Source organism: Aetokthonos hydrillicola CCALA 1050 (assembly GCF_017591665.1).
GTDB lineage: Bacteria > Cyanobacteriota > Cyanobacteriia > Cyanobacteriales > Nostocaceae > Aetokthonos > Aetokthonos hydrillicola.
The window spans coordinates 34,155-47,072 of record NZ_JAAKGC010000037.1 but is presented as its reverse complement, the minus strand read 5'-3'; the positions used below and the strand labels follow the sequence as shown (position 1 = coordinate 47,072).

Annotated in this window: 12 protein-coding genes and 1 pseudogene; 5 read left to right on the top strand and 8 right to left on the bottom strand. The window is 41.2% G+C overall.

Annotated elements, in window-relative coordinates; translation table 11 throughout:
- The first annotated feature begins 42 nt into the window (after nucleotides 1-42).
- Nucleotides 43-1,359, top strand: coding sequence for a cell division protein FtsZ (gene ftsZ / locus G4P69_RS19235; protein WP_208341047.1), 1,317 nt, complete (start codon nucleotides 43-45; stop codon nucleotides 1,357-1,359).
- 292 nt (nucleotides 1,360-1,651) lie between these two features.
- Here the strand turns inward: ftsZ and gshB are convergent, their stop codons facing one another.
- The 3 genes from gshB to hflX all read right to left on the bottom strand — a co-directional run bounded on the left by gshB (nucleotide 1,652) and on the right by hflX (nucleotide 5,354).
- Nucleotides 1,652-2,626 carry a glutathione synthase gene (gene gshB / locus G4P69_RS19230; protein WP_208341045.1) on the bottom strand — a complete coding sequence of 325 codons (975 nt, stop codon included), beginning with the start codon at nucleotides 2,624-2,626 and terminating at the stop codon, nucleotides 1,652-1,654.
- A 174-nt stretch (nucleotides 2,627-2,800) separates the two neighbouring features.
- Nucleotides 2,801-3,073, bottom strand: coding sequence for a glutaredoxin 3 (gene grxC / locus G4P69_RS19225; RefSeq protein ID WP_208341043.1), 273 nt, complete (start codon nucleotides 3,071-3,073; stop codon nucleotides 2,801-2,803).
- Between the two features lie 499 nt (nucleotides 3,074-3,572).
- Complete coding sequence (hflX, locus tag G4P69_RS19220) at nucleotides 3,573-5,354, bottom strand: GTPase HflX (protein ID WP_208341123.1); 1,782 nt, start codon at nucleotides 5,352-5,354, stop codon at nucleotides 3,573-3,575.
- 315 nt (nucleotides 5,355-5,669) lie between these two features.
- Between hflX and G4P69_RS19215 the strand changes: the two genes are divergently transcribed.
- The 3 genes from G4P69_RS19215 to G4P69_RS19205 are packed head-to-tail and all read left to right on the top strand — an operon-like array spanning nucleotide 5,670 to nucleotide 6,378.
- Nucleotides 5,670-5,888: a type II toxin-antitoxin system HicB family antitoxin gene (locus G4P69_RS19215; RefSeq protein WP_208341041.1), complete on the top strand. Its 219-nt coding sequence runs from the start codon at nucleotides 5,670-5,672 to the stop codon at nucleotides 5,886-5,888.
- Nucleotides 5,885-6,118 (top strand): type II toxin-antitoxin system HicA family toxin, encoded by a 234-nt coding sequence (locus G4P69_RS19210; RefSeq protein ID WP_208341039.1) that lies wholly within the window; start codon nucleotides 5,885-5,887, stop codon nucleotides 6,116-6,118. Before G4P69_RS19215 ends, G4P69_RS19210 begins: the two co-directional genes overlap by 4 nt.
- Nucleotides 6,119-6,132: 14 nt before the next feature.
- Nucleotides 6,133-6,378, top strand: coding sequence for a hypothetical protein (locus G4P69_RS19205; RefSeq protein ID WP_208341037.1), 246 nt, complete (start codon nucleotides 6,133-6,135; stop codon nucleotides 6,376-6,378).
- A gap of 117 nt (nucleotides 6,379-6,495) precedes the next feature.
- On the opposite strand, the gene G4P69_RS19200 is transcribed toward G4P69_RS19205, so the two are convergent.
- From G4P69_RS19200 to cofG, 5 genes and pseudogenes are all read right to left on the bottom strand, one after another.
- On the bottom strand, nucleotides 6,496-8,220 hold the full coding sequence (locus G4P69_RS19200; RefSeq protein WP_208341035.1) for a tetratricopeptide repeat protein: 1,725 nt from the start codon (nucleotides 8,218-8,220) through the stop codon (nucleotides 6,496-6,498).
- A gap of 201 nt (nucleotides 8,221-8,421) precedes the next feature.
- Nucleotides 8,422-9,750, bottom strand: coding sequence for a P-loop NTPase family protein (locus tag G4P69_RS19195; RefSeq protein WP_208341033.1), 1,329 nt, complete (start codon nucleotides 9,748-9,750; stop codon nucleotides 8,422-8,424).
- 33 nt (nucleotides 9,751-9,783) lie between these two features.
- A complete protein-coding gene (locus G4P69_RS40260) occupies nucleotides 9,784-10,032 on the bottom strand; it encodes a hypothetical protein (RefSeq protein WP_310834062.1) in 249 nt (82 codons plus the stop codon).
- 43 nt (nucleotides 10,033-10,075) lie between these two features.
- Nucleotides 10,076-10,549 (bottom strand): annotated as a pseudogene (locus G4P69_RS19190) (ATP-binding protein); the annotation flags it as partial.
- Between the two features lie 39 nt (nucleotides 10,550-10,588).
- Nucleotides 10,589-11,617 carry a 7,8-didemethyl-8-hydroxy-5-deazariboflavin synthase subunit CofG gene (gene cofG, locus G4P69_RS19185; protein ID WP_208341031.1) on the bottom strand — a complete coding sequence of 343 codons (1,029 nt, stop codon included), beginning with the start codon at nucleotides 11,615-11,617 and terminating at the stop codon, nucleotides 10,589-10,591.
- 126 nt (nucleotides 11,618-11,743) lie between these two features.
- Between cofG and aroC the strand changes: the two genes are divergently transcribed.
- Complete coding sequence (gene aroC, locus G4P69_RS19180) at nucleotides 11,744-12,832, top strand: chorismate synthase (protein ID WP_208341029.1); 1,089 nt, start codon at nucleotides 11,744-11,746, stop codon at nucleotides 12,830-12,832.
- Nucleotides 12,833-12,918 lie beyond the last annotated feature (86 nt).

Here is a 12,918-nt window from a genome sequence, read left to right as displayed (position 1 = left end):
ATAACACCTTAAAAAGTCGTTTATCTACCTTTCACAAACGCAATGACACTTGAGAATAACCAAGGGCTTACTTATAAAAATTCCCAGTCTCCAGGACAACCAGGAATCTCACTGGCTATCAATACCACTAATCCTTTTAATAATTCTGGGCTAAACTTTGGCCAAAGCCACGACAGTAAGAAAACTCCTAGCGAGGACACCCGCATTGGCGATATTGTTCCCGGACGAGTTGCTAATATCAAGGTGATTGGTGTAGGTGGCGGCGGTGGAAATGCTGTCAACCGGATGATCGCTTCAGATGTGACTAATGTGGAGTTTTGGACAATCAACACTGATGCTCAAGCTCTTACCTTAGCCTCAGCTACTAGCCGATTACAAATTGGACAAAAGCTGACGCGCGGTTTGGGAGCAGGTGGAAACCCTGCTATTGGTCAAAAAGCTGCTGAAGAATCACGAGATGAGATTGCTACAGCTTTAGAGGGTGCGGATTTAGTCTTTATTACTGCTGGTATGGGAGGTGGAACTGGTACTGGTGCAGCGCCAATTGTTGCGGAAGTCGCCAAAGAAATGGGAGCACTTACTGTTGGTGTAGTGACTCGTCCATTTATATTTGAAGGACGCCGTCGCACTAGCCAAGCTGAGCAAGGAATCGAAGCTTTAAAAAGTAGAGTAGATACACTAATTATCATTCCTAATAATAAGCTGTTAGAGGTGATCCCTGAGCAAACGCCTGTCCAAGAAGCATTTCGTTATGCAGATGATGTACTGCGTCAAGGGGTACAAGGTATATCTGATATCATCACAATTCCTGGATTGGTAAACGTTGACTTTGCTGATGTTAGAGCTGTGATGGCTGACGCGGGATCAGCATTGATGGGGATCGGTATTGGTTCAGGAAAATCAAGAGCAAGAGAAGCGGCGATCGCAGCCATTTCTTCTCCACTACTTGAAAGTTCTATTGAAGGAGCTAGAGGTGTTGTATTTAACATTACCGGTGGTAGTGATCTCACCTTACATGAAGTGAATGCTGCAGCAGAAACAATATATGAAGTTGTTGATCCCAACGCCAATATTATTTTTGGAGCAGTTATTGATGACAGACTTCAAGGAGAGGTGAGAATCACTGTCATTGCTACTGGATTTACAGGTGATATGCAAGTCCCACAACAGCAAAGTGCTGTCAATAACCGAGTAGTATCACCACCACCTACAACAAGACGACCAATACAACAACAACAACAACAGACAGTTAATCCACAAACAGTTAATCCGCCAACATCCATTCCAGAGCCTAAAGAAAAACCAGGATTGGATATTCCTGAGTTTTTGCAAAGACGGCGTACACCCCCACGCAATTAGGCAACTTCGGATTGAATTTTAAGTTCCTACAACCTACCAATTTCAATACTTTACCAAAATCCCAACGATCTTATTCGGTTCATATTCCTGAGTTATGTACTAGACGAAACTCGTTAGTACCCTGTTCAAACCGAATTGATTTCGCTATATGGTACTGGTGTAATTTCCGATTTGTTTGTAACAAAATAAGATTACCAGGGTGTTAAGGAAATTACATAGATCAATAGGAGATAAGAAAAACGAAACAATCCTTACTGACTGAACCTTGCAGACTACAAAACTAACTTTGTATTTAATTTTTGCTTTGTGCTGACTGCTCGACCCATTTAATAACTTGATGACCGAGGTAAGTGCCATCGAGCCGATCTATTTCACGAATACCAGTAGGAGTGGTGACGTTGACTTCAGTAAGGTAACCTCCAATAACATCTATACCAACGAAAATTAGACCGTCTTTACGTAATGTTTCGGCTAGTTGGGCGCAAATGTCCAATTCTCTCGGAGTGATTTGAGTTTGGGCTACTGTGCCACCAGTCGCCATGTTGTTACGAAATTCACCCTTCGCAGAAAGCCGGTTAAGCGCACCTATTGGTTCGCCATTGAGTAAAATAATCCGCTTGTCTCCCTCTTTTGCTTCTGGTAAAAAGGTTTGTACCATGACGGGTACTTGACCTTGAAGCGTACTAAGTTCGATGATCGAGTTGAAGTTCCGATCATTTGGTTCTAAGAATAGGATGCCTTCTCCTCCTTTGTTTCCTAAAGGTTTGAGTATTGCTGAGCCTTTAGCTTCAACAAATTGCCTGATAAACTCCTTCTTTGCGGTTACGATAGTTTCTGGAATTGCTTTAGTAAATTGAAGGGCATACATTTTTTCGTTTGCTGCCCGAATGCCACGAGGGCTGTTAATCACTAAGGTTTTATTTTGGTCTATATAGTCCAGAATGTAAGTCGCGTATAGGTAAGGGACTGTTACTGGTGGATCTATTCGCATGAATACAGCATCCATTGTTTCTAGGCAAACGGGGGCGTGATCGCTCAACTTGTACCATGGATTCGCTGCTACGTAGCGTCCCTCAACCAGCTGTACTGGTACAAGTTCTAACCGTTCTAATACCGCCCAAGCTTTGCCTTCGACGACACTTAGGAGATTTGCTTGAGTCACCCAAATTTCGTGTCCCAGAGTTTGTGCTGCTTCCAGCAAGGCGATACTCGTATCGTGACACGGATCAAGCTGATGGATGGGATCAATGATAAAAGCGAGTTTCAAGTATTATGCCTCCATATCCTAATAATGGTCAGGTTACTCAAATGAATAGAATACAGGAGTCAGGAGTCAGAAGTCAGAATTGATGACATTAGGATTTCAACTTTCATTATTCATGCACTAGTCACACAGGATTTCTACTGACTCCTGTATTCTTTCTTCTATACCCTTAAAAGTCTACACGCTATGAGTAGATTGTAATAAATCATCTAGTTTTCCCTGAGCATCTAAGGCGTGGATATCATCACAACCACCAACATGACGATCATTAATAAAAATTTGGGGCACAGAGCGTCTTCCGTTTGCCCTTTGAGCCATTTTATTTCTTGCTACTTCGTCCCCGTCAATACTATACTCTGTGAAATTTACCTCCTTGTTTGTCAATAAATTTTTAGCACGAATGCAAAACGGGCAAGTTCTCCAAGTATAAATTTCTACTTTTGCAGCCATAACGGTCTCAACTTCATTTATCTTTCTTAATTTTAAATGTTGAAATTGGCCGTCGGTGCTTTATCCCCGCTTCTGGTTCATTTTTTCAAATTAGTAAGCCTATTGATTGGAATCAATATAAGCTCTATACTGATTTTAGTGTAAAAAAATACATTTATTTTCAACAGAAAAAGTATTTTATTACACTTCTGTGTTACGATTATGAGTAAGGCATTCGGTTGTTAGTCTACAATTAGGATTGACAGAATAATCAACCAAATGCGGTTTCCATACTAGTTATGTTTAGTTGCACTAGTTGCGTAATAACCTGATAATATTTCAGAAAGAATACTATCAGCCTCAGGAATAACACTGATAGTATTTTAAACAACCTGAAAATTTTATAGGTATTTCCAACTATACATATTGGTTTAGGATCCAATTTTGGAATAATAAACATAGGGGCGAACAGCCGTTCGCCCCTAAAGAATCTAGTGAAACCAATAAAGAATCGTTGTGTTTACTCGCAAGAGGTAGCGTATTCTATCAACTGAGCAAGACGCTGACGTAAGGTTTCTAATCCTAAACGTTTGCTTGCTGAGATAAACACTGCCAAAGGAAACTCTTCCTGCGCTAAAGCTAAGGCATCGCTATTAACTTGATCAATCTTGTTAAAAACAACCAGCGCTGGACCAGGAGTCACAGGCATTTGGGCTAAAATTTCCCTAACTGCACGAATATGACTTAACCAAGCTGGATGTGAGAGATCCACCAGATGTATTAAAGCATCTGCTTCTGTAACTTCCTCTAAGGTAGCGCGAAAGGCATCCATTAAAGATGCAGGCAGTTCATGAATAAACCCCACTGTATCTGTAAGTAGAATTTCTTGAGGTTCATCATTCGTCGCGTGAGGAATTACCAGACGGCGGGTGGTAGGATCAAGCGTTGCGAATAGTTGGTCAGCGGTGTAAACTTCGGCGTTAGTTAGAGCATTCAGTAAGGTAGATTTACCAGCATTGGTATAACCGACCAAAGCTACAGAAGGAACCTCTTGATGTTGTCGCCGTTGTCGCAAGCGATCGCGATGTGCCTGAAGTTGGTTTACTTCTTGTTGTAAACGGGCGATACGACGCCCAATGGCACGACGCTCGGTTTCTAGTTTAGTTTCACCAGGACCTCGTGTACCAATACCACCACCCAGCCTAGACATTGCTTGACCTCTACCAGTGAGTCGTGGTAGCATGTACTCTAGCTGTGCTAGCTCGACCTGTAATTTACCAGCACGAGACTGAGCGCGTTGAGCAAAGATATCCAAAATGACTTCGGTGCGATCAACCACTCGAACGCCAATTTGAGATTCTAAATTACGGATTTGCGCAGGTGAGAGGTCGTGATCGAAGACAACAAGATTTACTCCTAACGTCTGGGCAACGAGGGCGATTTCTTGAACCTTGCCTTCACCTACTAGTGTTTGAGGATGAATGCGCGATCGCTTCTGCCTCATCATCTGCAAAACCTCTCCCCCCGCAGTATCCACCAACCGCCCCAATTCTTCCAAGGTGTCTTGAAATTGTTGAGGAGTCATATTATCGGTCTGTACACCGACAATTAGAACACGATCTTGGTCAGTGTCTACTTCTTGAGCAACAAACTCCCGGCGGAATTCTGCCTCTAGTGCTTCCACTAAATCAATCAAGTCTTGCTGTGAGAGCATATCTAGGCTCATAGGCGGTGATACGCTCCAGCTTGGGGAAGGGACGTTGTTATCTTGTTCTTTAGCCCCGTTGTTACTGGAGAAATTATCGGAAACTTTTTTAGTGGCAGGACTAGCGATTAAGTCACGAGAGTCTTGCGGTGTAAGATGAGCTAAATAAGCTTCTTTTACATACCCAGTAGCGCCACCACCTCGGCGCTGAAATCCTGAACCAGTAACATTGAGCATCACTAAGGCGTCTAGCCGTTGCATAGCCATAGCCGTCAGCGCCACTTCATTAGGTGGTTCTGGCTTTAAATGAGTGGCTATACAACGAATACCACTGAGTCGTTCTGCACCGTAACGAGGCAGTTCCAGTGGTGGTATTTGCGTCTGGCGAGGTGTACCTACGCCAACACGGATCACTTGTCCACGTCGGTTGATGTAGGCACATACAGGCTGATTGATTTCAGAACTGATTGCTGCCAAACGCTGTGAAAACTCAGGCGTAGTGATGCGATCGCCTGGTATGCGTTGGTGGTACAGCCGCTGTAGTTGTTTGAGCTGGCTGGACTTGAAACCTTGGAGATTACCAAAGATAGTCTCTATAGGCGTATACGACCAGTAAAATGGTCCCCCGAATCCATCTCTTCCTATTTTACATCACAGTACTTCGTGTCTCAATATTTCTTAGGATCGGTCAGGTAGTGGTAATACTACAAGGTAAAAAAATCTCGTGCCGTAAGCTTCTTACTTAATTTTTCATCGTAGCTTTATTTTCGGTGGCTTCTACTATTATAGTAATTTATACTCATCACGTACTACAGTTTCTTCTTGTTTGGGATTATAGCTGCTATGCTTGACGCTCGTAAGGGAGAAGCAATGCTAGAAAATAAGAAAGCGTTGAATTTCTTAGGGTAAATCATGAAAACCTTTACAGCTTACATTGAGTGGGATAGTGAAACAAAATTATATGTTGGTATCATTCCCGGTATTCCTGGCGCTCATACTCAGGGAGCTACCTTAGACGAACTCCAAGCAAACCTTCAAGAAGTTTTGGAGTTGTGTTTAGAGGAGTACAAAGACTCAATTGAAGATTTGCCTCAGTTTGTAGGATTGCAACAGATTCAAGTAGCAGTATGAGCCGCCTTCCTATTGTTAACTTTAAGACTATGGAAAAGGTACTTCTGCATCTGGGTTTTGAACAAGCGCGACAGAAAGGAAGTCATGTCTTTTACAAGCACCCAGATGGTAGAACTACTACAGTACCGAATCATTCAGGGAGAGATATTGCACGTCCACTAATCAGAGAAATTCTCCGAGAAATTGAGCTAACAATTGAGGACTTTCAAGCAGTGTTGGAAGATTTATAACGAGCAGAGGTTTTATGAACAAGGAATTTGAGAACGAAATGGAAGATGAGTTACTTTCTGAGTATGACTTTGCTCAGATGGAAGGGGGTGTGAGAGGAAAGTATCTTGAGCGATATCGTGCAGGGACAAACCTAGTGCTTTTAGATCCAGATGTCGCCCAAGCTTTCCCTGATGATGCATCAGTGAACCAAGCGCTAAGGATGTTAATTCAGGTTGCACAACGCTACCAACCTAACAATTCCGCAACAAATGCTCTGTAGTGAATTTTCTTTTCCTGCAAGGTTTGAGGATTGTTTCTACCTCACAAAGGTTTAAGTTCGGCTATATGAGCGTGTTGGTGTAGAGCGCAGTAGGCGATCGCTCTTTTTATCATCCCATTATTCTAACATCAACTCATCCGTTACTAACTTACTTGGTAGCTGTTCCTGAATCAGTGATTGAAATCGTTCATCTTCTCGAATAATGTCAAAATCTGAGTCACTCTTTGCCATCTCTTGGTATTCGCTAGCATTGAGATTAATTGCTTGTTGAAGATTTTCAATAGCCCGTTCAATATTACCTTGAATAGCATAACAACAAGCTTTATTATACCAAGCTTTGTGGTAGTCTGGTTGAATTTTGAGAGCTTGGTCGTAACAGGAGATAGCCTCCTCATATCGTCCTAAATCATCCAACGCAATGCCTTTGTTGCTCCAAGCTTTGTGGTCGTCTGGTTGAATTTTGAGAGCTTGGTCGTAATAGGAAATAGCTTCCTCATATCGTCCTAAATTCCTCAGTGCATTACCTTTGTTGTTCCAAGCGTAGTTGTAGTCTGGTTGAATTTTGAGAGCTTGGTCATAACAGGAGATAGCTTCCTTATATCGTCCTAAACTCCTCAGTGCATTACCTTTGTTGTTCCAAGCGTAGTAGTGGTCTGGTTGAATTTTGAGAGCTTGGTCATAACAGGAGATAGCTTCCTCATATCGTCCTAAATCATCGAGTACAATGCCTTTGTTGTTCCAAGCATAGTAGTAGTCTGGTTGAATTTTCAGAGCTTGGTCGTAATAGGAGATAGCTTCCTCATATCGTCCTAAATTCCTCAGTGCATTACCTTTGTTGTTCCAAGCGTAGTTGTAGTCTGGTTGAATTTTCAGAGCTTGGTCATAACAGGAGATTGCTTCCTCATATCGTCCTAAATCATCGAGTACAAAGCCTTTGTTGTTCCAAGCGTAGTAGTGGTCTGGTTGAATTTTCAGAGCTTGGTCATAACAGGAGATAGCTTCCTCATATCGTCCTAAATCATTGAGTACAATACCTTTGTTGTTCCAAGCGTAGTAGTGGTCTGGTTGAATTTTCAGAGCTTGGTCGTGACAGGAGATTGCTTCTAAATAATCTTGTCCAGCAGCAAGTACATTTCCTAGTTCTGAGTATAAATTCGCTAGATCACGATCGCTCTTATGCTCTTCTGCTATTAGCTCTTGAATTTTTACTATTTTTTTATTTCTTTCTTCAGTAGTTAGCATTTTGTATTTCTGAGAGTCTCCTTCCTGAAGAATGCGCAATGATTCTTGTTCTAGGCTTTCTCTATTTGTAGGAAATTCAAAAACTCCAGACCGCCAGTCGAAAAAATCAGGAGCGCGTTGTATTAGATATTTAATAGCAAATAAAGGCAATATAAAAACAAAGCATATATTATTAAATGTTTCTCTAAACCTTTCCCGTTGTTGATTAAGATTAATTAAAACAGGGGGTACTCCCTTCCAGCTATAAAAGTAAATATCTTTAGCACTCCAACCAGCTAGCTTTTTTACTTCTTCATATTTATAAAATGAGCACTCTAATCCTTCGATAAATAGTATGTCTATCTTATTTTTTAGATATAATTTGTCAATTAAATAATTATAAAAATTATCTACTGGTTCGTTTAATTTTAAAAGATCAATGTTTTTATCAGGGATATCTTGTTTGATTTGCGCAATTAACTCCTTACCCTGAGATGGAGAACAGCGAATAAATATCAAGCCAAAGTTTTCTGTCAGTTTAAGAGTGCGAACTAAGGCTTGATATTCCTCTTCTATTTCTGGTGGTACATCTTTATCCCAATTAGTTAATTCTAGTTTCATAAGCTGTTGCTTATTTAATTTGTGTATGAGAAGTAGAATTGTAGGTTGGGTAGAGCGACAGCGAAACCCAACAGATCCCCATAAATGTTGGGTTTCGTCCCTCAACCCAACCTACGTTAAACTTATTTTGAGATACTTTTTTCAAAAAAAAAGATGCCCTTTGTAAACTATCTTTATTCATGAATATTATCTTATTAGTTTTTACTTTTGAAGTTGTTTAAAAGCATCCTGAAATTCTTTAATTCCTTTGATTACGGGATGAATATCATACCAACATTCGCTTTCTCCTTCTGCATTCAAGTAGCGATATTCCAAGATACAGCGATTAAATAATAAGCCTCGGTATAGAGGATCATTTTCTATTTGCTTAGAACTATGTACTTTTGCTAGTGCTTGCCATTCATTGGCATAAACAGTATTCCGGTAGGTATTTCGTAAGTCACTAACTGAGCGTTGTAAGGCTCGGGTGGGAATGGGCAAAGTATCAGTGTACTTAATTGCTTCCTTCATTAATAATAATAAATTGCGCACATGACCGCCACTCATGAGACATAGTTTCTCTAAATCCTCGCGCTGCTGAAACATTTCTACAATAGAGCGATTTTGATCAATTAAACTCAAACGTTTTTGCAGCACTTCTGTAACTTTATTAATTCCTCGCTGGTAGGGTTGATTGTCTGGTGTTTGCACCATAATCATTGGTAATACTTGAGGATTACCATAAGTATTTGCTACATCTGCTGCTCGATTAGAATACAGGATAGAAATTGGTACTGTGTAAACTAAATGGCAATTTAAGCTTTTGAGTTGGTCACTACGATCTAGAAAAATTTGATCGTGATTGGTGCGTCCATCTTCTTGTGGAATAGGCACAATTCGATCTAAGTTATCTGCAATTATAACTAGTTGAGAATATCCAGAGGGTAAGTTATTTGTTGCATCTTTAATAAATTCATTTAACGCAGCAATTAAAGTTAAGGTGTGTGGGTTAACTCGTTCACGAATTTTGTGGCGTAGAGTGGGTTCAGTTCTTAAACTAGCTGTGATTTTGGCGAATTGAGCGATTTGAGCTTCTACAGTTAATTTTTCTAAAGATACGTTAGTTAATGCTAAGTCTTTTAGTTCTTGCCATCGTTCTTTTAACCAGTTTAGTAAAGGTGCTGGATTAGCGTTATCTTTTAACGCTTCTAATAAGCGTCGTGTACAAGCAAGAAGAACATCCGTATATTGCGCGTCTTCTGGCTCAATATCTTCTTCATCAGCTGCAAAATAGACAACAAAGCATTCTTGTTTATCTAAATAATCCTGAAGGCGCAATAGTTCCGTTGATTTCCCTGCACCACGATGACCAGCATATAGTTGACAAGTCACCCTATCTGATAGCAATATTTCTTTGCCTATTCCTACCAATATATCGCCATCTCCACGCACATCATTACAATTCACATACGCTGGATCTCCTGCGGGTAAAGGTCGAAATGGGTCAAAGACGTTGTATAAGCGTTTTAAAAAGGCAAAATCTTGCACCATAAATTAAAGGTAATAGGGAAGAGGAAATAGGTGTCAAGCTCTGACAACAGTAATAGAACGTCCATTTCTCGTAGTTGTAACTTGAGTTGTCAACCGTTCTTCTAGAGGTAGAGCGTTACTACGTCGATCAAAAATAACTAACCAACCAAAATTTACTCCTAATCGTGCCAAATAGGAATCTAACTGCTCTAGACCCGTCGAATAGGGGTCTTTTCTCCTATCACGCCAAACTTTTAATTCAATTCCTAATGTTATCTTTCCATATCTAAGACACAAATCCATGCGTACGCGCAGCGGCGGCTTCCGCATCGCGCCCAATAGCATATTCCCGTAATTGTCGTAAAATCGAAATCAATGCTTGATCCTGTAAGGAATCAATTTCATCAATAAATAAAACTAGCGGTCTTGGTGAAGCTTGCGCCCAAGCCTGTAAACTTGATCGAATTCTTTGTCCTATTTCCCCGTATTGCCAAACAGGTGGTTGTAAGTCTTCTGGTAAACGAACAGCGATCGCCTCTCGCCAAGCACCAAGAATTGCCAATTCTGCTGTTCCAGGCTCTTGACTGAACGGTGCTCCCACTTCAACAGATACCATAACTGCCGCATAGCGTCCACTACAAGTCAGTTGTTCTGCTAGCGCTAGCATTGCAGTGCTTTTACCAGTTTGGCGAGGTGCATGAATTACAAAATAGTTACGTTGTTCAATCAGTCGTTCTAAATCAGGCAATCGACTGGTTGGCGACAGCATGTAGTGAATATCAGGTTGACAGGGACCTGCGGTATTGAACCAACGAGACATATAAATCAGCTGCGCTATGGTTTGAGCGTAAACTTATAACTATCGATTGTAGATTTCCTCTCGGCTGAGTCGATCACTCACTTGAACTGGATTTTCAGTCAATTCATCAATTATGTCTTTTTTTTGCAATGATTTTTTCTTAACTAATTTTTGCAAATCCACCGACAACCAACTCTCGTACTGTGGGTACACAGGCAATCTTGGCACTAATTCCCATCCAGCCGGTTGTAAAATTTCTCTCAACAACTGCTCATTAGGATGAGGATAATCGGGATTGACTTCATCTTTTGGTGAAATTCCGCCTAAGTCTCGCGCACCAGCTTCTAGACAAGCAAGTAACCATTGATCATCTTTAACTAAATTCGGCGGAATTTGGATGGTAATATCTTGTGGGAGAATTCGACGTGCCTTAAAAATGACTTCTGGTAATTGATGAGGATTAAAAGGTGGTGCGTTTAAGGTTTGCTGGCTTCCTGGACTGTGGGGTTGAAGGATAACTTCTTGAATATGGTGATAACGTTGATGGATCTGGGATATAGCTTCTAGTGTTTCCCACCAATCATCTTCCGTTTCGCCAATCCCTAATAGTAAGCCAGTCGTGAACGGGATTTTTAATTCTCCAGCCCACTGTAATTGTTGCGATCGCACTTCTGGTAGTTTGCTTGGTGAGTGACGATGCACTGTTTTTAGCAATTTTGGCGTTAACTGTTCCAGCATCAACCCCATAGAAACATTAACATTCTTCAGCCGTTGCATTTCCTCAAAACTCAGTGGTCCAGCATTTGTGTGTGGTAAAAACCCCATTGAAAGCGCCAATTCACACAAGTCGTAAATTCGCTGAAACCACGCCTGACGCTCTGGAGAATTAGGATGAACTTCACCACTGAGTATCAATATTTCACAGATATTTTGACTTTGAAGTGGCTTTAAAAGCTCTTCTGCTGCTGAAAGTGTCAGCCACGGACTTTTCCCCGGATCTGTACGAAAGTTACAGTAAGTACAACGATTAAAGCACTCGTAAGTGGGAACTATCGTGTAAGCAGGGCTATAGGTGACAATTCTTGACATGGAAGATTAATTAGAAATCGGATCTATTGCTATTCAAGCTGTTCTTTCACAGTTGAGAGAGATTTTCGTTTCAACTGGCCAAAAGTTCAGTAACATAGATACTGACGAGTATATTGCCTCACTATCATGGGTAACACCTTTGGTCATCTGTTTCGTATCACCACTTTTGGAGAGTCTCATGGTGGTGGTGTAGGCGTTATCATCGATGGTTGTCCTCCACGACTGGAAATTTCGGCTGAGGAAATCCAAGTGGAGTTAGATAGAAGGCGTCCAGGACAAAGTAAGATTACAACTCCTCGCAAGGAAGCAGACGCATGTGAGATTTTGTCTGGGGTGTTTGAGGGAAAAACTCTAGGAACACCGATCTCAATTCTGGTAAGGAATAAAGATACTCGTTCCCAAGATTATGATGAGATGGAACAAAAGTATCGTCCTTCTCATGCAGATGCAACTTACGATGCAAAATATGGCATTCGCAACTGGCAAGGTGGTGGGAGATCTTCAGCGAGAGAGACAATTGGAAGAGTAGCCGCAGGTGCGATCGCCAAAAAAATTCTTTATCAAGTTGCCAATGTTGAAATCATCGGTTACGTTAAACGGATCAAAGATTTAGAAGGGATTGTTGATCCGAATACTGTAACTTTAGAGGAAGTAGAAAGCAATATTGTCCGTTGTCCTGATACTGAAAGTGCAGAACGGATGATTGAATTAATTGAGAAAATTGGCAGACAGGGTGATTCGGTTGGTGGTGTAGTAGAGTGCGTAGCGCGAAATGTACCGAAAGGCTTGGGTGCTCCAGTATTTGATAAATTAGAAGCAGATATTGCCAAAGCTGTGATGTCTCTACCTGCAAGTAAAGGTTTTGAAATTGGTTCGGGTTTTGGAGGGACGCTGCTTACTGGTATTGAGCATAACGACGAGTTTTATATTGACGATGCGGGGGAAATTCGCACTTTAACTAATCGTTCTGGCGGAATTCAAGGCGGAATTTCCAACGGTGAAAATATCATATTGCGTGTTGCATTTAAGCCCACAGCAACTATTAGAAAAGAACAAAAGACAGTAACTCGCGAAGGTGAAGAGACGCTTTTAGCAGCCAAAGGACGACACGATCCTTGTGTGTTACCTCGTGCAGTACCAATGGTTGAGGCGATGGTGGCGCTAGTACTATGTGACCATTTGTTAAGGCATTATGGCCAATGTAAAGTACTGTGATACAATTTATACCAAATAAGCATCTAGTCATCAGGTAATCTTCCGACGCTTGTCTCAAAACGTTTGACAGGAAGCGCTACAGCTAC

Bases quoted from the DNA above. Each gene is read 5' to 3' on its own strand.
- ftsZ (WP_208341047.1), top strand. From the start codon at position 43: ATGACACTTGAGAATAACCAAGGGCTTACTTATAAAAATTCCCAGTCT.
- G4P69_RS40260 (WP_310834062.1), bottom strand. From the start codon at position 10,032: ATGGATTTGTGTCTTAGATATGGAAAGATAACATTAGGAATTGAATTA.
- grxC (WP_208341043.1), bottom strand. From the start codon at position 3,073: ATGGCTGCAAAAGTAGAAATTTATACTTGGAGAACTTGCCCGTTTTGC.
- G4P69_RS19210 (WP_208341039.1), top strand. From the start codon at position 5,885: ATGAGCCGCCTTCCTATTGTTAACTTTAAGACTATGGAAAAGGTACTT.
- G4P69_RS19205 (WP_208341037.1), top strand. From the start codon at position 6,133: ATGAACAAGGAATTTGAGAACGAAATGGAAGATGAGTTACTTTCTGAG.
- aroC (WP_208341029.1), top strand. From the start codon at position 11,744: ATGGGTAACACCTTTGGTCATCTGTTTCGTATCACCACTTTTGGAGAG.
- G4P69_RS19200 (WP_208341035.1), bottom strand. From the start codon at position 8,220: ATGAAACTAGAATTAACTAATTGGGATAAAGATGTACCACCAGAAATA.
- G4P69_RS19215 (WP_208341041.1), top strand. From the start codon at position 5,670: ATGAAAACCTTTACAGCTTACATTGAGTGGGATAGTGAAACAAAATTA.
- cofG (WP_208341031.1), bottom strand. From the start codon at position 11,617: ATGTCAAGAATTGTCACCTATAGCCCTGCTTACACGATAGTTCCCACT.
- G4P69_RS19195 (WP_208341033.1), bottom strand. From the start codon at position 9,750: ATGGTGCAAGATTTTGCCTTTTTAAAACGCTTATACAACGTCTTTGAC.